Source organism: Pseudaquabacterium inlustre, assembly GCF_038066595.1.
In the GTDB taxonomy this organism is placed as follows: domain Bacteria; phylum Pseudomonadota; class Gammaproteobacteria; order Burkholderiales; family Burkholderiaceae_C; genus Pseudaquabacterium; species Pseudaquabacterium inlustre.
The window spans coordinates 490,303-507,321 of record NZ_JBBUTH010000007.1; the positions used below are offsets into that span (position 1 = coordinate 490,303).

19 protein-coding genes are annotated in these 17,019 nt (G+C 71.3%); 7 read left to right on the forward strand and 12 right to left on the reverse strand.

Translation table 11 applies throughout. The features are described from left to right. Window positions 1–4: 4 nt before the first annotated feature. Window positions 5–874 carry an alpha/beta fold hydrolase gene (locus AACH10_RS13735; protein WP_341410995.1) on the reverse strand — a complete coding sequence of 290 codons (870 nt, stop codon included), beginning with the start codon at window positions 872–874 and terminating at the stop codon, window positions 5–7. Further along, complete coding sequence (locus AACH10_RS13740; RefSeq protein WP_341410996.1) at window positions 871–1,932, reverse strand: M14 family zinc carboxypeptidase; 1,062 nt, start codon at window positions 1,930–1,932, stop codon at window positions 871–873. The genes AACH10_RS13735 and AACH10_RS13740 overlap by 4 nt, the downstream gene beginning before the upstream one ends. Window positions 1,933–2,062: 130 nt before the next feature. Between AACH10_RS13740 and AACH10_RS13745 the strand changes: the two genes are divergently transcribed. The 6 genes from AACH10_RS13745 (at window position 2,063) to AACH10_RS13770 (ending at window position 5,906) form a co-directional block, all read left to right on the forward strand. Continuing rightward, a complete protein-coding gene (locus tag AACH10_RS13745; RefSeq protein ID WP_341410997.1) occupies window positions 2,063–2,266 on the forward strand; it encodes a hypothetical protein in 204 nt (67 codons plus the stop codon). A gap of 113 nt (window positions 2,267–2,379) precedes the next feature. After that, a complete protein-coding gene (locus AACH10_RS13750) occupies window positions 2,380–3,291 on the forward strand; it encodes a hypothetical protein (RefSeq protein ID WP_341410998.1) in 912 nt (303 codons plus the stop codon). A 27-nt stretch (window positions 3,292–3,318) separates the two neighbouring features. Beyond that, window positions 3,319–3,774 carry an SRPBCC family protein gene (locus AACH10_RS13755; RefSeq protein WP_341410999.1) on the forward strand — a complete coding sequence of 152 codons (456 nt, stop codon included), beginning with the start codon at window positions 3,319–3,321 and terminating at the stop codon, window positions 3,772–3,774. A gap of 32 nt (window positions 3,775–3,806) precedes the next feature. Beyond that, window positions 3,807–4,373, forward strand: a complete 567-nt coding sequence (locus AACH10_RS13760) for a GNAT family N-acetyltransferase (protein ID WP_341411000.1) — start codon at window positions 3,807–3,809, stop codon at window positions 4,371–4,373. A 55-nt stretch (window positions 4,374–4,428) separates the two neighbouring features. Then, entirely contained in the window at window positions 4,429–5,370 is a 942-nt protein-coding gene (locus AACH10_RS13765) for an alpha/beta hydrolase (RefSeq protein ID WP_341411001.1), read from the forward strand. Continuing rightward, on the forward strand, window positions 5,370–5,906 hold the full coding sequence (locus AACH10_RS13770) for a DUF4124 domain-containing protein (RefSeq protein WP_341411002.1): 537 nt from the start codon (window positions 5,370–5,372) through the stop codon (window positions 5,904–5,906). The genes AACH10_RS13765 and AACH10_RS13770 overlap by 1 nt, the downstream gene beginning before the upstream one ends. A gap of 16 nt (window positions 5,907–5,922) precedes the next feature. Here the strand turns inward: AACH10_RS13770 and AACH10_RS13775 are convergent, their stop codons facing one another. The 4 genes from AACH10_RS13775 to AACH10_RS13790 form a co-directional block, all read right to left on the reverse strand. Then, complete coding sequence (locus AACH10_RS13775; RefSeq protein WP_341411003.1) at window positions 5,923–6,786, reverse strand: helix-turn-helix transcriptional regulator; 864 nt, start codon at window positions 6,784–6,786, stop codon at window positions 5,923–5,925. Between the two features lie 344 nt (window positions 6,787–7,130). Beyond that, window positions 7,131–8,375, reverse strand: coding sequence for an acyl-CoA dehydrogenase family protein (locus AACH10_RS13780; RefSeq protein ID WP_341411004.1), 1,245 nt, complete (start codon window positions 8,373–8,375; stop codon window positions 7,131–7,133). Between the two features lie 62 nt (window positions 8,376–8,437). Next, window positions 8,438–9,454 carry an NADPH:quinone oxidoreductase family protein gene (locus AACH10_RS13785; RefSeq protein ID WP_341411171.1) on the reverse strand — a complete coding sequence of 339 codons (1,017 nt, stop codon included), beginning with the start codon at window positions 9,452–9,454 and terminating at the stop codon, window positions 8,438–8,440. 11 nt (window positions 9,455–9,465) lie between these two features. After that, on the reverse strand, window positions 9,466–10,695 hold the full coding sequence (locus tag AACH10_RS13790; protein WP_341411005.1) for an acyl-CoA dehydrogenase family protein: 1,230 nt from the start codon (window positions 10,693–10,695) through the stop codon (window positions 9,466–9,468). A gap of 169 nt (window positions 10,696–10,864) precedes the next feature. Here AACH10_RS13790 and AACH10_RS13795 point away from each other — a divergent pair, with 169 nt between their 5' ends. Then, window positions 10,865–11,410 (forward strand): GNAT family N-acetyltransferase, encoded by a 546-nt coding sequence (locus AACH10_RS13795; RefSeq protein WP_341411006.1) that lies wholly within the window; start codon window positions 10,865–10,867, stop codon window positions 11,408–11,410. A 13-nt stretch (window positions 11,411–11,423) separates the two neighbouring features. Here the strand turns inward: AACH10_RS13795 and AACH10_RS13800 are convergent, their stop codons facing one another. The 6 genes from AACH10_RS13800 to AACH10_RS13825 all read right to left on the reverse strand — a co-directional run bounded on the left by AACH10_RS13800 (window position 11,424) and on the right by AACH10_RS13825 (window position 16,996). Continuing rightward, entirely contained in the window at window positions 11,424–12,437 is a 1,014-nt protein-coding gene (locus AACH10_RS13800) for an esterase/lipase family protein (protein WP_341411007.1), read from the reverse strand. Window positions 12,438–12,508: 71 nt separating this feature from the next. Next, window positions 12,509–13,348, reverse strand: coding sequence for an alpha/beta fold hydrolase (locus AACH10_RS13805; RefSeq protein WP_341411008.1), 840 nt, complete (start codon window positions 13,346–13,348; stop codon window positions 12,509–12,511). Window positions 13,349–13,370: 22 nt separating this feature from the next. Continuing rightward, a complete protein-coding gene (locus tag AACH10_RS13810; protein ID WP_341411009.1) occupies window positions 13,371–14,444 on the reverse strand; it encodes a branched-chain amino acid ABC transporter permease in 1,074 nt (357 codons plus the stop codon). A gap of 10 nt (window positions 14,445–14,454) precedes the next feature. Continuing rightward, window positions 14,455–15,384 carry a branched-chain amino acid ABC transporter permease gene (locus AACH10_RS13815; RefSeq protein ID WP_341411172.1) on the reverse strand — a complete coding sequence of 310 codons (930 nt, stop codon included), beginning with the start codon at window positions 15,382–15,384 and terminating at the stop codon, window positions 14,455–14,457. Between the two features lie 95 nt (window positions 15,385–15,479). Beyond that, window positions 15,480–16,220: an ABC transporter ATP-binding protein gene (locus AACH10_RS13820; RefSeq protein WP_341411010.1), complete on the reverse strand. Its 741-nt coding sequence runs from the start codon at window positions 16,218–16,220 to the stop codon at window positions 15,480–15,482. Beyond that, on the reverse strand, window positions 16,217–16,996 hold the full coding sequence (locus AACH10_RS13825; RefSeq protein WP_341411011.1) for an ABC transporter ATP-binding protein: 780 nt from the start codon (window positions 16,994–16,996) through the stop codon (window positions 16,217–16,219). Before AACH10_RS13825 ends, AACH10_RS13820 begins: the two co-directional genes overlap by 4 nt. Between the last annotated feature and the right edge of the window lie 23 nt (window positions 16,997–17,019).

Below are 17,019 nucleotides of genomic sequence, written 5' to 3' on the forward strand. Positions count from 1 at the left end.
CAGCCTAGGCCCCAGGGGTGCCGGCGTCTTGCGGCCAGTGGTTGGCGCGACGGTCCGTGCCGTCCCACCAACGCGCCACCTGCTCGGCCACCCACGGCCCGTCGTCCAGCGGCAGGTCATGCCCCGCCGCCGGGTGCTGGGCGAAGGCGCAGCCCCAGGCGGCGGCCAGTGCCTGCGCGCAGCGTGGGCTGACCAGCGCATCGCCGGCGCTGCCCAACACCAGCGTCGGCACCGGCGGCGGCGCGCCGGGGTGGGCGAAGCGTGCCGCCGCCCACAGCTGGCGCAGCGCGTTGGCAGCGCTCACCGGCCGCGCCCGGCGAATGGCCACCCAGTCGGCCAGCACGTCGGCATGCCGCTCGGGCCAGGCGCTGGTCAGCGCCAGGATCGCCCGCTCGGCCGCCAGTGCGTCGCGCGGCGCCAGCAGGCGCAGCAGCTGCGGCAGGTGGCGCCATTGAAGCCGCTGCTGCACGGGGCTGTGCGGGCGCAGGCTGGTGTTCACCACCACCAGGGCCGCCACCTGTTGCGGATGCGCCGCCGCCCAGGCCGTGGCCACCATGCCGCCGAGCGACAGGCCCAGCAGGTACACCGGGCCGGTCAGGTCCAGGGCCTGCATCTGCACCTGCATCTGCACCTGCATCTGCGCCTGCAGTTGGGCGCGGCACGCCGGCAGCATGGCGCGCACGCTCAGCGGGCAGGGCCGGCGGTGCAGCGTGCCCGCGCCCGGCAGGTCGAGCATCAGGATGCGCGGCGGCGGCCGCCCCGCGCGGGCCGCCGCCAAGGCCTGCGCCAGCTGCGCTGGAAAGCCGCCCCAATGCCCGGCCTCGCGGGTCAACCCGCGCAGCAGCACCCAGGTCTCGGGCTGGTCGGCGGTCATGCCTGGGCCCCGGTGCCGCGGTACCAGCGGTCCAGCGCCGCCTCGCGCAGCGCGTCGCGCTCATGCGCGGCCGGCAGCCAGCGGCGGTGGCTGTAGGCCGCGCGCAGCAAAAAGTCCAGCAGCCCCAGGTGGCGGCGCAGCACGCGCTGCTGGCGGTGGGCGATCAGCGGGTTGAAGATGCCGCGGCGCGAGAACACCTGGCGCGGGTTCTTACGCACCCACAGCCACGAGCCCATCTCCAGCGTCAGCGGCAGGAACAGGCGCTCGGCCGGCGCCTGCAGCACCAGGTGGTCCCACAGGTCGCCATGCGCCAGATACTGGCGGCTCTGCGGCTCGAACACATAGCGGTGGTGCAGCAGGCTGTCGTCGAGCAGGCGGGCCAGTGCCAGCCATTCAGGCAGCTGCGGCACCGGCCGGGCGGTGTGGGCGAACGGGAACCACAGCCGGTCGGTCAGGCCGAAGCCCGAGTGGCAGTCGACGGCCAGGGCCACGCGGTGGCTGTGCAGCTCCTGCCGCACCACCTCGCACAGGGCCTGGGCCTCGGGCGCCATCGGCGCGCCGGCCGGGCCGCGGTACCAGGGCAGGGTGGGGCCGATGCGCTGGCCGCCGATCAGCGGCAGCGCTCGGCCGGCGCAATCCACAGGCGCGTTGCGCATCAAGTCCACGCCCTGCGGGTTGGCGCGCGTGCCACGCCACAGCCCGCCGGGGTTGACCAGCGGCATGAACACCACGCGCACGCCGGCCAGCAGGCCGTGCAGGCCGTCGTCCCAGCGCAGGCGCTGCACCAGCTGGCGCAGGCCGGCCACCACCACCTCGGCGCCGATGCGCTCCAGCCCGTGCACGCCGCCGAAGAAGCCCACGGCCGGCGCCGCCGCATCGGGGTTGCCCAAGGTCACCACCGGCACCGCGAAGCGCCGTCCGCCGGTGTGCACCTCGCACACCGTGCGCAGCTGCGCCAGGCCGCCACTGATGCCGGCCAGGTGCCGCACCTCGTCCAGCAGCGGCAGATCGCCCGGCGGACCCGCCGGCGGTGGCGCGGGCAGGCGCTCAGCTGCCATCGCCCGCTCCGCCGGCGCCGCCGGTGCCACGGCCGGGCGCCGGGCGTACGGTCACGCCGCCGTCATGCACGCCGCGCAGACTGGCCCGCTGCGGGCCCGGCCCCGCGCCGCCCGGCTGGAGATTCTTCGCATGACACATCCCTCGCATGTCCCTTCGTCGGTGGCGTCGCCCGGCGCGGCGCGCACCGCCCGCATCCTGCGCGCGGCCGGCCCGGCCATCGGCCACTGGGCGGTGATCGCCGCGGCGCTGGCCTTCGGCCTGCTGGAGTGCCTGGCGCTGGCGCGCAGCCGATGGCAGGACCGCCGGCACCAGCGCCTGGCCGCCGCCGACTGAACGCCACCGCCTGAGCGTCGCCGCCAGCGCATCTTCGCCGCGGCAGTTGAATCCCCCGTGACAGGGGCGTGACGCCGCGACGAACCGCGCCGCGGCCGGCGCAGAATCGCCCCATGAGCACGCGCCCCGACGACCCGGCCGACGCCGCCGGCATGCCCGACCCCACGCACGCGCTGGACGACTTCCTGCGCCGCATGCGGCCCACCAGCCCGCCCGCCGCCGGGGCCGACGACGACCTCATCGACCTGTCGGGCCTGACGGCCCGGCTGAACCCCGAGCGCAGCACCGCCGCCGCCCGCCACAAGGGCGGCACGCTGCGCAACGGCGAGCGCTGGACCGCCGACGACGTGACCGATGTGCCGGTGGTGGAACTGCCGCGCGTGCCCCCGGCTGCCGCAGCCGACGCGGCGCAGAACGCCGCGCTGCTGGACGGCATCGGCCGTGCGGCCAGCGCGGCGGCGGCCCAGGCGGCCGAGGCCTCGGCCCAGGCGACGGTGGACTGGCAGCCCGATCCGCAGGCGCTGCAACTGCGCCGCACCGCCGATCCCCGCGTGCTGCCACGCTGGCAGCCCGGCGCCTGGATCGGGGCGCAACGCGAGGTGCTGGCGGCCAGCACCGAGTTCGTCACCCCGGCCGGTGCCGCCCCCGGCACGGCCCCGGTGGTGGAAAGCTACGAGGCCCAGCGCCTGCTGGTGCTGTGGGCGCCGCCAGGGCTGGATGCGCCGCATCCCGGCCGGTGGCCCCGGCTGGTGCTGCTGGCGCCGCTGCCGGCCGAGGCGGCGGCCGATGCCCTGCTGGCCGCGCGGCCGGCCGAGGCGGCCGAGGCGCCGCTGTGGCTCGACCCCGACGCCGGCCATGTCGACTGGGCGCTGGCCGCCGAGATCGCGCTACACCATGTGTCGGCGCTGCGGCCCTTCCAGATCGACGGGCTGCGCGCCTTCATCGAGGCCGAGCGCGAGGCCAGCTTCGGCCGCATCAACGACGCCTACACGGCGGTGGGCAGCGGCGCGGTGGCGCGGCGCTGACACCGCCCTGCCACCGGGAGCTCCCCCATGACCGACTGCACCGACCGCACCGTCCGCCTGCACCGCGTGCTGCGCACCACCCCCGAGAAGCTGTACCGCGCCTTCCTGGACGCCGAGGCGCTGGCCAAGTGGCTGCCGCCCTACGGCTTCACCTGCCAGGTGCACCAGTTCGACCCCCGCGTGGGCGGCGGCTTCCGCATGAGCTTTCGCAACTTCTCCACCGGCAACGGCCATGCCTTCGGCGGCGATTACCTGGAACTGGTGCCGCACGAACGCATCCGCTACACCGACCGCTTCGACGACCCGAACCTGCCCGGAGAACTGGTGGTGACGGTGGACCTGAAGCCGGTGCTGTGCGGCACCGAGCTGTCGGTGTCGCAAAGCGGCATCCCCGAGGCCATTCCGCTGGAAATGTGCTATCTGGGCTGGCAGGAATCGCTGGCCCAGCTGGCCCAGCTGGTGGAGCCCGACATCCCGGGCTGAAAGGCCGCGCCGCCGACGGTATAAAGCGGGCCATGCAACTCGTCCGCCCCCAGCCTCAGCACCTCGACAGCTACACCGCCGCGCTGCAGCGCGGCTGGTCGGCCGACAACGTCCGCGGCGCGGCTGCGGCGGCCGAGGAACTGCAGCGCATCGGCCAGGACGCCGCGGCCTTTCTGGACGCGATGGACGATGGCGAGGCCAAGGGCCCGCCGGTCACGCTGCCCGATGGTTCGATGGTGCAGCGCATCCCCGGCTTTCGCCGCTGGATCTGGGACGGCGGGTTCTGCGGCAGCCTCAACCTGCGCTGGCAGCCCGGCACCACCGCGCTGCCGCCGCACTGCCTGGGCCACATCGGCTATGCCGTGGTGCCCTGGAAGCAGCGCCAAGGCCTGGCCACCCAGGCGCTGGCGGCCCTGCTGCCCGAGGCCTGGGCGGTGGGCCTGTCCTACGTGGAGCTGACCACCGATCCCGACAACCTGGCCTCGCAGCGCGTGATCCTGGCCAATGGCGGGCAACTGGTGGAGACCTTCACCAAGCCGGCGCAGTTTGGCGGCAAGCCCGGCTTGCGCTACCGCATCCACCGGCCGGCCAGCGCCTGAGCGCCCCCACGACCGTCTGCACCACCGTCCACACCACCGTCCGCACCGCCTGACCATGCCCCGCTCGCGCCGCACCGTGCTCCAGCAGTTGTCGTCCACCGCGCTGGGCGCCGGCCTGCCAGGCCTGTCGGCGGCGAAAGACGGTGCGACGCAAAGCGCCAGCCCGCAGGTGCGTTTCGGCCGCCTGGAGCGCTGGCCGGCCTTCCGATCGCGCCATGTGGACACCCGGCCGGTGGAGGTGTGGCTGCCGCCCACCTACGACGGCCGCACCCCGCACGCCGTTCTGTACATGCACGACGGCCAGATGCTGTTCGACGCCGCCACCACCTGGAACCGCCAGGCCTGGGCGGTCGACCAGGTGGCCGCGCCGCTGCTGGCGCAGGGCGTGCTGCGCCCGTTCATCGTGGTGGGCCCGTGGAACAACGGCGCGCTGCGGTTTGCCGAGTACTTTCCGCAGGCCTGGCTGGCGCTGCTGGACGACGCCTGGCGCCAGGCCCTGGCCGAGCGGGCACTGCAGGGCGCGCCGCGCAGCGATGCCTACCTGCGTTTCCTGGTCGAGGAGCTGAAGCCGGCCGTCGACGCACGCTACGCCACGCGGCCGGCGCGTGAGCACACCGCGCTGATGGGCTCCAGCATGGGTGGCCTGATCAGCCTGTACGGCCTGTGCGAGCATCCGCAGGTGTTCGGCGCGGCGGGCTGCCTCAGCACGCACTGGATCGGCAGCTTCGAGCGCAACCGGGCGGTGCCCGATGCCGCACTGCGCTACCTGCGCAGCCGGCTGCCGCCGCCCGACAGCGTGCGGCTGTGGATGGACCGCGGCACCCGCGAACTGGACGCGCTGTACGACGAGGCCCAGTCGCAGGTGGATGCGCTGATGGCCGAGCGCGGCTTCGCACCGCCGCGCTTTCGCAGCCTGGTGCACGAGGGCAGCGGCCACAACGAGAGCGACTGGCAGCGCCACCTGGCTGGCCCGCTCACCCACCTGATGGCCGCGTGATGCCGCTCAGCCCGACCCTGGCCGCGCACGGCCTGGCCACGCGCATGACGGCGGTGGTGCTCGGCCTGTGGCTGTGTGCCGCCGCCCACGCCGCCACCGTGTACCGCTGGCAGGACGACGAGGGCCGGGTGCACTACGGCGAAACCGTGCCCGAGCGCTACCGCGAGCGCGCCCGCGCCATCGACGGCCCGGCCACCGCGCCCAGCGCGCAGGAGCAGCAGCAGGCGCAGGAACGCGCCCGGCGCGACAAGGCGCGGGCCGCGGCGCTGGGGGCCGCAGCGGCGACGTCGGCTGCCAGCGCGGCCAGTGCCGCACGCGCGCCGGCCTCGGCCGCCTCGGCGCCGGTGCCCAAGCGTCCGGCGCGGCTGCCCGACGAGCGCACCGACTGCGCCACCTGGCAACGCCTGTACCAGGAAAGCCTGGACTGCTTCGCGCCCTACCGCACCGTGCTCGGTGGCCTCAAGGCCGAAGCCTTCACGCGCTGCAACGAGGTGGCCGAGCCGCCGCCCACGCGCTGCCGCATGCGCACGCCCTGAGCGGCAGGGGCCTTCGTCAGAATCCGAGCCGCTGGCCGTCGCGCGGCGGCAGCGGGTCGATGACCCGCAGCTTGCGGCTGCCGGCGAAGATGTCGCGCGGCTTCAGCCCGTACACCTGCCGGATCGAGTGGCTGAAGTGCGTGCTGTCGGGGTAGCCCGCATCCAGCGCCACATGGGCCAGATTGGTCTCGCGGTTGACGTAGTGCAGCAGGCTGCGCGCGCGCTTCCAGGTGCGGAAGCTGCGGAACGGCGCACCCACCTCCTGCTTGAACAGGTGCAGGAAGCGCGAGAACGACAGCCGCGCCTGCACCGCGAACTCCTCGGCCATGGCCGGGGCGGCCGGGTCGCGCTTGATGCGTTCGAGCACGGCGGCGATGCGCGGGTCGATCTGGCGCGGCGCCAGCGCGCGGCCGAACAGCAGGTGGTCGAAGTCTTCGAGCTGCAGGTCGAGGTTGCGGCCGGCCGAGGCCAGGCGGGCATGGCAGGCGCGCACATGGGCCACGAACGCGGCATCGTCCACTGCGCCGCTGGGCGCGCGCAGCAGCGGCGGCAGCTGGGCCAGATCGACGCTCTCGGGCTCGACCTTCAGCACCGCGATGTGGCGCGTGTCGCAGGCCACCTGGTGGCGCACATAGGGCTGCACCACGGCCAGCTGGGTGCGCTGCCAGGCGCCGTCCAGGCCGCCGTCGCCCTGCTCGGTGCGGATCTGGATGTCGCCGTCCAGCGCCACATAGGCGACGATGCCGCCCATGGTGCGCACCGAGGGCACGCCCAGCAGGCCGACGTAGAGCACCCGGTCCGGCGTGATCCACATCAAGCGGTCAGCGCTGGTGCAGCGGCGCGGCGCGGTGGCGGCGGCGGTGCAGGGGCTCGTCTGCATGGGGCTCGTCTCCTGTGGCCCGTTCAACGCGGGCGTGCTGCGAATGATCCCGGTGGCCGCCCCCGCGCGTTGCTGCGCAGGCGACAGCCACCGCCTGCGCGCAGCATAGGAAAACCCGGTGCCCCTGTTCTTGTGCGAGCTGGCTGTTCGCGCCGGGATCTTCCCGGTCAGGGTTTATCCGAAGGGCACACACCGGCCAAGCGCCGGGCCGCCAAGAGCCGGAGGCTCTTGGCCTTCGCCAGGCACAAGCCGTCCCCAGGACGCCTTGTGTCCGGGCTCAGCCCGCAAGCCCGGCCGGCCAACCCGCTTGGCGGGTGGCGCCGCGTACCCGCGGCGCCGGGTGCTCAAGCCTTGTGTTTTCTGAGCTCCATCTTGCCGATCTGCGCCTCGTGCACCTCGTCGGGGCCGTCGGCCAGGCGCAGCAGGCGGGCCAGCGCATAGGCCACGGTCAGGCCGAAGTCGTTGCTGGTGCCGCCGCCGCCGTGGGCCTGGATGGCCCAGTCCACCACCTGGCAGGCCATCTTGGGCGCGGCCACCTTGATCATCGCGATCTCGAGCTTGGCCTCCTTGTTGCCCACGGTGTCCATCTTGTGCGCGGCGTTCAGCGTCAAGAGCCGCGTCTGCTCGATCAGGATGCGGGCCTGCGCGATGCGCTCGATGGTGACGCCCTGGTCGGCCACGCGCTTGCCGAAGGCCACGCGCTGCAGGCTGCGCGTGCACATGCGCTCCAGCGCACGCTCGGCCAGGCCGATCAGGCGCATGCAGTGGTGGATGCGGCCGGGGCCGAGCCGGCCCTGCGCGATCTCGAAACCGCGGCCCTCGCCCAGCAGCATGTTGGTCGCCGGCACGCGCACATTGGTGAAGGTGACTTCGCTGGCGCGGTCGGGCATGCCGTAGAAGCCGAACACCGGCAGCGAGCGCTTCACTTCGATGCCCGGGCTGTCCATCGGCACCAGAATCATCGATTGCTGCAGGTGCCGGTTCGGGTTGTCCGGATCGGTCTTGCCCATGAAGATGCTGATCTTGCAGCGTGGATCGCTGGCGCCGGTGGTGTACCACTTGTGGCCGTTGATCACGTACTCGTCGCCGTCGCGGCGGATCAAGCTCTCGATGTTGGTGGCGTCGCTCGAGGCCACGGCGGGCTCGGTCATCGCGAAGCAGCTGCGGATCTCGCCGGCCAGCAGGGGCTTGAGCCACTGCTCACGGTGCGCGTCGGTGCCGTAGCGGGCCAGCACCTCCATGTTGCCGGTGTCGGGCGCGCCGCAGTTGAAGACCTCGGGCGCCAGCACCGAGCGGCCCATGATCTCGCACAGGTGGGCGTATTCCAGGTTGGTCAGGCCGGCGCCGCCCTGGCCGGGCTCCAGCACGCGGCTCGCCAGCTCGGCCGTGTCCTTGGGCAGGAACAGGTTCCACAGCCCGGCGGCGCGGGCCTTGGGCTTGAGCTCCTCGATGATGGGGTGCACCGCGAACGGCCCCAGCTTCTCGGCCTCGGCCATGTGGCGGGCCTCGTTGGGGTAGATGTGCTCGGCCATGAAGGCCTGCAGGCGGGCCTGCAGTTCGGCAACGCGCGGGGTGGGTTCGAAGGCCATGGGTTCGTGGTGCAGGGGGAAGGAATGCCGCGCAGTGTGCCGCCCAGGCGGGGCGGGCACCGTCAACCGCGCGACTCGCCCGCCACGCCGTGGCGCCGCCCCAGCGCCGTGCTGATGACGATCTTGCCGGTGGCCCGGCGGTCGGCCAGCGTGCGCAGCGCCTGCGCCGCCTGCTCCAGCGGCAGGCGCTGGGCGATGTGCGGGCGGATGCTGCCGTCCTTCAGCCAGCCCAGCAGTTCGGCCGTGAGCTCGGCGGAACGGGCGGGCTGCTTGGCATTGAAGGCACCGTAGAACACGCCGACGATGGCGCAGCCCTTCAGCAGCGCCAGATTCAGCGGCGGGCGCGGGATCTCGCCGGTGGTGAAGCCGATCACCAGGTAGCGGCCGTTCCAGGCCGTGCCGCGCAGCGCGGCCTCGGTGTAGGCGCCGCCCACGGGGTCGTAGACCACGTCGACGCCCACATCGCCGGTCAGGCGCTTCAAGCCGGCGCGCAGGTCTTCGGTGGCGTAGTTGATGGTCTCGTCGGCGCCCATCTGGCGGCACACGGCCAGCTTCTCGTCGCTGGAGGCCGCGGCGATCACGCGCGCGCCCATGCGCTTGCCCAGCTCGATGGCCGACAGGCCCGTGCCGCCGGCCGCACCCAGCACCAACAGCGTTTCACCGGGTTGCAGATGCGCACGCTCACGCAGCGCGTAATGCGTGGTGCCGTAGGTCACCAGCAGCGAGGCCGCGGCATCCATCGCAATGCCCTCGGGCAGCGGCGTCAGCTTGCCCGCATCCACCACCACCTGTTCGGCAAAGCCACCCCAGCCGCAGGCGGCGATCACGCGGTCGCCGGCCTTGAACGCCGTGACGCCATCGCCCACTGCATCCACCGTGCCGGCCACCTCGCCACCGGGCGAGAAGGGCAGCGGCGGCTTGAACTGGTACTTGTTTTCGATGATCAGCGTGTCGGGGAAGTTGGCCGACGCGGCATGCACCGCCACGCGCACCTGGCCGGGGCCGGGCTGAGGCATGGGCACGTCCTGCACCACCAGGCTTTCGGGCGGGCCGTATTGCTGGCAGAGCACGGCCTTCATCGTTGTGGTCGTCATGCGAATTCCTTGAGAAGTTGTTTGCCCAGTGCGGCCAGGTGCACCTGGTCGGGCCCGTCGCCGATGCGGATGAAGCGGGCATAGACGTAGGCCTCGGCCAGAAAGGTGTCCTGCGACACGCCGGCCGCGCCGTGGATCTGGATCGCGCGGTCGATCACCGTGGCCGCCATCTGCGGCACCACGATCTTGGCCGCGGCGATGAGGTCGCGCGCGGCCTTGTTGCCCTCGCGGTCCATCTTGTCGGCAGCGGCCAGCGTGAGCAGCCGCGCCTGCGTGATCTCGCAGTGCGAGCGGGCGATGTCTTCTCGCACCGAGCCCATCTCGCCCAGCGGCTTGCCGAAGGCGATGCGGCTGTTGGCGCGCTGGCACATCAGCTCCAGCGCCCGCTGGGCGCAGCCGATCAGGCGCATGCAATGGTGGATGCGGCCGGGGCCCAAGCGGCCCTGCGCGACCTCGAAGCCACGCCCTTCGCCCAGCAGCAGGTTGGCCGCCGGCACCCGTACGTTATCGAACACGATCTCAGGGTGGCCGCCCGGCGCATGGTCATAGCCGAAGGCCTGCATGTCGCGCACGATGGTCACGCCCGGCGTGTCGCGCGGCACCAGGATCATCGACTGCTGGCGGTGGCGGTCGGGGTGATCGGGCGCGGTCTTGCCCATCACGATCAGCAGTTGGCAGGCCGCGTTCATCGCGCCCGAGCTGTACCACTTGCGCCCGTGGATGACGTAGTGGTCGCCATCGCGCGTGATGCTGCACTGGATGTTGGTGGCGTCACTCGAGGCCACCGCCGGCTCGGTCATCGAGAAGGCCGAGCGGATCTCGCCGTCCAGCAGCGGCTGCAGCCAGCGTGCCTGCTGCTCCGGCGTGCCGTACAGCGACAGCACCTCCATGTTGCCGGTGTCGGGTGCCGAGCAGTTGAAGACCTCGCTGGCCCACTCCACCCGGCCCATGGCCTCGGCCAGCGGCGCGTATTCCAGGTTGGTCAGCCCCGCGCCGTGCGAACCCGGCAAGAACAGGTTCCACAGCCCCAGCGCCCGGGCCTTGGCCTTCAGCTCGGCCAGCAGCGGCGGGGCGTGGCCGGGAGCGGCCTCGCGCAACTGCTGGCGAAAGCGCGCCTCGACGGGCAGCACCTCGGCCGCCATGAAGGCCTGCACCTGGGCCAGCAAGGCCTGGGCGCGCGGGCTGGGCGCCGAGAGCGCCCCATGCGTTGCAGTTGCCGATCCCATCGCGCAGCCCCGTCCCGTGCCCAGGCAACGGCCGGGCTTGCGCAACCCACTCTAGCCAGCGGCCACCAGGCTGGCTTGTGGAAAGTGGCTGGACAAATTCCAATTCAATGGATTGGTGCTCCAGTATGATGGATTCAATGTTCAGCCGGCCCTGCCGCCGCCAGCCACCATGACCCAGCCCACCCTCGTCGACTGCACCCACGAACGCCATGCCCAGGCGATCCTGGACATCTTCAACGACGCCATCGTCACCTCCACCGCGCTGTACGACTACCAGCCGCGCAGCCTGGAGAGCATGACACCGTGGTTCGAGACCAAGCGCCGCGGCCATCCGGCGCTGGGTGCGTTTCCGGTGCTGGGGTTGGAAGACGCACAGGGCACGCTGATGGCCTTTGCCAGCTACGGCACCTTCCGCGCGTTTCCGGCCTACAAGTACACCGTCGAGCACTCGGTCTACGTGCACAAGGACCATCGCGGCCAAGGGCTCGGCCGCCAGCTGATGCAGCAGCTGATCGCCATCGCCCGCCGCAACGGCGTGCACGCCCTGATCGGCGGCATCGACGCGTCGAATGCCGGCAGCATCGCCCTGCACGAAGGCCTGGGCTTCCGCCATGCCGGCACGCTGCCGCAGGTGGGTTTCAAGTTCGGCCGCTGGCTCGACCTGGCCTTTTACCAGCTGCTGCTGGAGACGCCGGCGCAGCCGGTGGATGGCTGACGCGCCGGTTCGGTCAACGCCCGCCCAGGAACTCCACCGCCGCGGCCCAGGTCTGCGGCGAGTTGAAGATGCCGATGTGCGCGGTCTTCAGCACCGGGTCGTACACGCCCTGGCCGGTCAGGCCGATCTCGCGCGCGCCCTTGAGGCTGGCGCTCTTCGAAAAGTCGGTCGGCTGGCCATAGCTGTCCTGCGCCGGCACCGGGGCGATGTAGCCGTCCTGCACCGGCATGTAGACGAAGCTCGCGTCGGTGTTGCGGATCACCAGCGTGCGCGGGTGGCTGGGGATCTCGCGGGCCTCGCGCTCGCCGCGATCACGCCCCTCGCCCACGCCGTTCAGGCGCTTCAGGAAGGGCGTGTTCGGCGAGCCCAGTTCCTGGCACACCTCGCTCGCGGGTGTGAAGCCTCCGGCCGCCGGAGCCTGGAAGTAGTTGGCTGCGTCCGGGCTGCAGTTGATGATGCCGTGGTTGGGCCCGTCCACCGCCACGAAGCGGCGCACCTGGCCGTACGCGTCGTCCTGGCGCATCCACTCGCGCGCCAGCGTCACGCCCAGGCTGTGGGCCACGATGTCCACCTTCTTGGCGCCGGTGTAGGCCAGCACCGCGGCCACGAAGCGGCGCAGGTCGGGCACGTTGGCCTGGTTGCTGTGCGCGATGCGCGAGCGGTTCGTCTGGTCAGCCGCCAGGTTGCACTGGTCGCCCTGGTAGCCCAGCGCCCACAGCTCGCTGGTCGACCAGCCGTTGTCGGCCAGGTACTGGGCAAAGGCCTGGGCATTGCCGAACAGCGCGCAGCCCTTGATCGGGTACGGCGTGTCGTTGTTGCCGTGCAGAAAGATCACCGGCGTGCGCTGCACCGTGCCGGCCGCGCCGAAGCCGATAACCGGCTTGGCCAGCGACGCGTCCTCGATCACCGGAAAGTTGCTGGGGAAGCTGGTGCCCACAGTGCCACCGGCCTGCGCGGTGAAGCCGGCGCCGAGCATGGCCACGGCCAGGGTGCCCAGGCACAAGGCCTTCTTGCTGCTCTCGATCATCCTCGTCTCCTGATTTCGAAAGTCGCGATGGGGCAAAGCGGGTGCCGCGGCCCCGCCCGGTCGCGCAAGGGTCAAGCCGCGGCGAAGAAGCGTTCCACCAGCGCGTACTGCTCGGGCGTGTTCAGCGCCGGCGCGTGGCCGCAGTCGGGCAGGTTCACCACCACGGCGCGCGGGCCGCGGTTGCGCATGGCCTCGGCCACGTCGGGCAGCAGCAGGTCGCTGTCCTGCCCGCGCAGCACCAGCACCGGGATCTCCAGACTGTCCCAGGCCGGCCACTGGTCGTAGTCGTTCGGGTGGGCGATGAACTGGCGCACCATGGCGGGGTCGTAGTGCGGCGTCACGCGGCCATCGGGCAGGCGACGCGTGCTGGTCTCGGCCATGCGGCGCCACTGCGCATCGCTCAACCAGCCGTAGGGCTTGTACACCGTGCGCAGGTACTGCTCCAGCTCGCTCACGCGCGCAAACGACGCCGGGCTGCCGGCATAGCTGCGGATGCGCTCCACCGCCGGCTGCGCCAGCTCGGGGCCGATGTCGTTCATCACCAGGCGGCGAATGCGGCCCCGCAGGCCACCCGCCGCCGCATGCAGGCCGATGGCGCCGCCCATGCTGGTGCCCAGCCACAGGCAGCTGGCGATGCCCAGCTGGTCGAGCAGGCTCACGGCCAGCTGCTCGTAGAAACCCAGGCAGTATTCGCTGTCGGGCGCCGGGCTCCATTCACTGAGGCCGCGGCCGATGGTGTCGGGGCAGATCACCCGCCAGCGCTTGCTCAGGTGCGCGGCGATGTCGTCCATGTCGCGCCCGGTGCGGGCCAGGCCGTGCCAGGCCACGATGGTGTCGGCGTGCTGCGCGCCCCATTCCATGTAGTGGATCTCGCGGCCGGCGCAGACCAGGTAGTTCGAGGTGGGTTCCATGGTCGTTGTCGCTCCCTCGGTCTCAGGCCTTGAGCCGCAGCGCGGCCGCGCGCAGCTTGCCCACCACGCCGGTGGGGAAGTGGTAGACGCTCAGCACGAACAGCACGCCCAGCCACAGCAGCCAGCGGTCGGGCGAGACCAGCGCGCTGAGCACCGGCACGCCTTCCACGGCGCCCGCACCCAGCTTCAGCAGGTCCTGCAGGTAGTTCTGCGCCAGCACGAACAGCACGCTGCCCAGCACGGCGCCATACATCGTGCCCATACCGCCGATCACCACGATCAGCAGGATGTCGAGCATGATCTCGAAGCTCAGCGTGGTGTCGGGCCCGGTGTAGCGCAGCCACAGCGCCAGCAGCGCGCCGGCCGCGGTGGCGAACAGCGCCGCCAGCACATTGCTCAGCGTGCGGAACACCACGGTGCGGAAACCGATGGCCTCGGCCCGGAAGTCGTTCTCGCGGATGGCCTGCAGCACACGGCCGAAGGGCGAGTTGACGATGCGCAGCAGCAGCAAAAACAGCAGCGCCACGGCCACGAAGATGGCGTAGTAGGCGAACAGCTTGCCGTCCACCGTCACACCCAGCAGCGGGTTCTCGAAGGGCTCAAAGCTGGGGCTGAGCACCTCGGGGTTCTTGAAGCTCAGGCCGTCCTCGCCTCCCGTCACCTCGCTCAGCTGCGAGGCCAGGGTCTGGAAGGCCGAGGCCACGGCCAGCGTGATCATCGCGTAGAAGATGGCCTTGACCCGCAGCGAGAACAGGCCGATCACCAGCGACAGCACCAGCGAGATGCCCAGCGCCCCACCCAGGCCCAGCGCCACCGCGCCCCAGCCCGCCCCCAGCCGCGTGCTGGCAATGGCCACGCCATAGGCACCGATGCCGAAGAACATGGTGTGCGCGAAGCTGACGATGCCGGTGTAGCCCAGCAGCAGGTCGTAGCTGGCCACCAACAGGATGAACACCAGCATCTTGGCCGCCACGCCCAGCGCCTTGCTGCCGGGGAAGGCGAAGGGCGCCACGGCCAGCGCCACGGTGATGACGATCAGCGCCAGCGCCAGCCAGCGGCTGCGCGGCAGGTCGTGCGAGAGGATTCGATTCAGCATGACCGGGCGCTCAACGGTTCGTCACGGGATACAGGCCCTGCGGCCGCCACAGCAGGATGGCCACCATCAACCCGATGTTCGAGAACAGCGCCACCTTGGGCGCCAGGAAGCCGGTGTAGTTAGCCATCAGCCCCACCAGCAGCGCACCGACGAAGCAGCCCAGCGTGCTGCCCAGGCCGCCGATGATGATGACGATGAAGGTCAGCGTGTTGACCTGCGCGCCGATCTGCGGCGTCACGTTCTGCTGATACAGGCCCCACAGCACGCCGCCCAGGCCGGCCAGGCCCGAACCGGCCACGAACACGCCGACGAACAGGCGCTTGATGCGGTAGCCCAGGCTTTCCACCATCTCGCGGTCCTGCACGCCGGCGCGGATCAGCAGGCCCACCTTGGTGCGGTTGAGCGTGAATACCATGGCCGCGAACACCGCCATGCCGATCAGCGAGGCCAGCACGCGGTACTTCTCGACTGCCGCATCCCCCAGGTACCACGCGCCGCGCAGCACCTCGGGCAGCGGCAGCGCGATCTGCAGCGGGCCCCAGATCACCTTGATGATCTCCTCGCCGACGATCATGCCGCCCATCGTGATCAATATCTGCTTCAGGTGCAGGCCGTACACCGGCCGCACGATCACGCGCTCGAAGGCCCAGCCGATGGCGCCGGCCACGGCCATGGCCACCAGCATCGCCGCGAAGATGCTGACGATCTGGTTCAGGCCCGAATCACCCGCCCAGCCGGCCATGCCGCCCACCACGCTGGTGGCCACGAAGGCACCCAACGCGATGAACACGCCGTGGCCGAAGTTCAGCACGTCCATCAGGCCGAACACCAGCGTCAGACCCGAGGCGATGACGAAGATGATCAGGCCCATGGCCAGGCCGGCCACGGTCAGCGTGACCCAGGTGCTGCCGCTGCCCACGGCCGGCAGGCCGATGGCCATCAAGGCCAGCAGCAGGACAATCGGCTTCCAGTCGAAGCTGGCCTTCGGGATGGCCGCGGCGGCGGCGGCCGGCGCGGCAGTGGCGGTGGCGGCGCTCATTGATGCGCTCCCAGAGAAAGGCCCAGCAGGCGTTGTTGCAGCGATTCGTCCTCGGCCAGTTCCTTCATGCGGCCGCGGTGCACCACGCGGCCGTCGTCCATCACGGCCACGCTGTCGCCCAGTGCCTTGGCCATCATGAAGTTCTGCTCCACCAGCAGGATGGTGGTCTGCTGGCGCTTGAGCTCGTTGAAGGCCGTCACCAGGTTCTGGATGATCGAGGGCGCCAGGCCCTTGCTGGGCTCGTCGATCAGGATCAGCGCGCGCGGCTCGCAGATGGCACGGGCCACGGCCAGCATCTGCTTCTGGCCGCCGCTCAACTTGCCGGCTGGGTAGAGCCAGAACTTCTTCAGCGCCGGAAACAGGCCAAAGATCCATTCCAGCCGCTGCGTGTCCAGCTCACCGGCATGGCGCGCCGCGCGCGCGGCCAGCACCATGTTGTCCTTGACCGTCAGGTCGCTGAAGATGCCCATGTTCTCGGGCACGTAGGCGATGCCGCGCGTGGCGATGTCGGGCGTGGCCAGGCCGTTCAAGGGTTGGCCCTTGAAGCTCAGCTGCCCCTGGCTGGCCTGCCACAAGCCCATGATGGTGCGCAGCGTGGTGGTCTTGCCGGCGCCGTTGCGGCCCAGCAGCATGGTCACCTCGCCGGCCGGCACCTCGAAGTCCACACCATGCAGGATGTGGTACGCGCCGATGTGGGTGTGCACGCCCTTGAGCGTGAGGATGGGGCTGGTGCTCATGCCGGCTCCTCCGCCGCCATGCCCAGGTAGGCTTGCTGGACGACGGGCGACGCGATCACCGTGGCCGGCTCGCCATCGGCCACCAGCTGGCCGTTGTGCAGCACGATGATGCGGTCACTCAGTTCGCGCACCACGTCCATCTTGTGCTCCACGAGCAGGATGGTGCAGTCGCGTCGTTGCTTGAGTGCGCGGATGAGGTCCAGGATCACTGGCACCTCGTCCACGCTCATGCCGGCGGTGGGTTCGTCGAACATGAACACCTTGGGGTCGAGGGCGATCAGCATCGCCACCTCGAGCTTGCGTTGGTCGCCGTGCGGCAGGGCGCTGGCGTGCACGTCGTGCTTGTCGGCCAGGCGCACCTGCTGCAGGATGGCTTGCGCCTCGGCGATCCAGGTCTGGCGGTCCAGCCACACGCGCAGCAGGTCCACGCCACCCAGGCCGCCGCCTTGGCCGCGGCCCGCCTCGCGCGCCTGGATGGCCAGGCGCACGTTCTCGCGCACGGTGAGGTTGGGGAACAGTTGCGTCAGCTGGAAGGCCCGCCCCAACCCACGCCGCGTGCGCAGCGGGGCGGGCAGCGCGGTGATGTCCTCACCATCCAGCAGCACCTGCCCCTCGCTGGCCGGCAGCTGGCCCGAGATCAGGTTGAAGTAGGTGGTCTTGCCGGCGCCATTGGGGCCGACGATGGCGGTGAGCGTGCCGGGCGCGAAGGCGCACGACACATGGTCCACCGCCACGTGGCCGCCGAAGCGGATGGTGAGGTTCTTGGTTTCGAGCATGGGTGCGGGGCGGGACTTCAAAG

What these genes read in the sequence shown, in the direction of transcription:
- AACH10_RS13735 (WP_341410995.1), bottom strand. Translation starts at nt 874, where the DNA reads ATGACCGCCGACCAGCCCGAGACCTGGGTGCTGCTGCGCGGGTTGACC.
- AACH10_RS13740 (WP_341410996.1), bottom strand. Translation starts at nt 1,932, where the DNA reads ATGGCAGCTGAGCGCCTGCCCGCGCCACCGCCGGCGGGTCCGCCGGGC.
- AACH10_RS13745 (WP_341410997.1), top strand. Translation starts at nt 2,063, where the DNA reads ATGACACATCCCTCGCATGTCCCTTCGTCGGTGGCGTCGCCCGGCGCG.
- AACH10_RS13750 (WP_341410998.1), top strand. Translation starts at nt 2,380, where the DNA reads ATGAGCACGCGCCCCGACGACCCGGCCGACGCCGCCGGCATGCCCGAC.
- AACH10_RS13755 (WP_341410999.1), top strand. Translation starts at nt 3,319, where the DNA reads ATGACCGACTGCACCGACCGCACCGTCCGCCTGCACCGCGTGCTGCGC.
- AACH10_RS13760 (WP_341411000.1), top strand. Translation starts at nt 3,807, where the DNA reads ATGCAACTCGTCCGCCCCCAGCCTCAGCACCTCGACAGCTACACCGCC.
- AACH10_RS13765 (WP_341411001.1), top strand. Translation starts at nt 4,429, where the DNA reads ATGCCCCGCTCGCGCCGCACCGTGCTCCAGCAGTTGTCGTCCACCGCG.
- AACH10_RS13770 (WP_341411002.1), top strand. Translation starts at nt 5,370, where the DNA reads ATGCCGCTCAGCCCGACCCTGGCCGCGCACGGCCTGGCCACGCGCATG.
- AACH10_RS13775 (WP_341411003.1), bottom strand. Translation starts at nt 6,786, where the DNA reads ATGCAGACGAGCCCCTGCACCGCCGCCGCCACCGCGCCGCGCCGCTGC.
- AACH10_RS13780 (WP_341411004.1), bottom strand. Translation starts at nt 8,375, where the DNA reads ATGGCCTTCGAACCCACCCCGCGCGTTGCCGAACTGCAGGCCCGCCTG.
- AACH10_RS13785 (WP_341411171.1), bottom strand. Translation starts at nt 9,454, where the DNA reads ATGAAGGCCGTGCTCTGCCAGCAATACGGCCCGCCCGAAAGCCTGGTG.
- AACH10_RS13790 (WP_341411005.1), bottom strand. Translation starts at nt 10,695, where the DNA reads ATGGGATCGGCAACTGCAACGCATGGGGCGCTCTCGGCGCCCAGCCCG.
- AACH10_RS13795 (WP_341411006.1), top strand. Translation starts at nt 10,865, where the DNA reads ATGACCCAGCCCACCCTCGTCGACTGCACCCACGAACGCCATGCCCAG.
- AACH10_RS13800 (WP_341411007.1), bottom strand. Translation starts at nt 12,437, where the DNA reads ATGATCGAGAGCAGCAAGAAGGCCTTGTGCCTGGGCACCCTGGCCGTG.
- AACH10_RS13805 (WP_341411008.1), bottom strand. Translation starts at nt 13,348, where the DNA reads ATGGAACCCACCTCGAACTACCTGGTCTGCGCCGGCCGCGAGATCCAC.
- AACH10_RS13810 (WP_341411009.1), bottom strand. Translation starts at nt 14,444, where the DNA reads ATGCTGAATCGAATCCTCTCGCACGACCTGCCGCGCAGCCGCTGGCTG.
- AACH10_RS13815 (WP_341411172.1), bottom strand. Translation starts at nt 15,384, where the DNA reads ATGGCCATCGGCCTGCCGGCCGTGGGCAGCGGCAGCACCTGGGTCACG.
- AACH10_RS13820 (WP_341411010.1), bottom strand. Translation starts at nt 16,220, where the DNA reads ATGAGCACCAGCCCCATCCTCACGCTCAAGGGCGTGCACACCCACATC.
- AACH10_RS13825 (WP_341411011.1), bottom strand. Translation starts at nt 16,996, where the DNA reads ATGCTCGAAACCAAGAACCTCACCATCCGCTTCGGCGGCCACGTGGCG.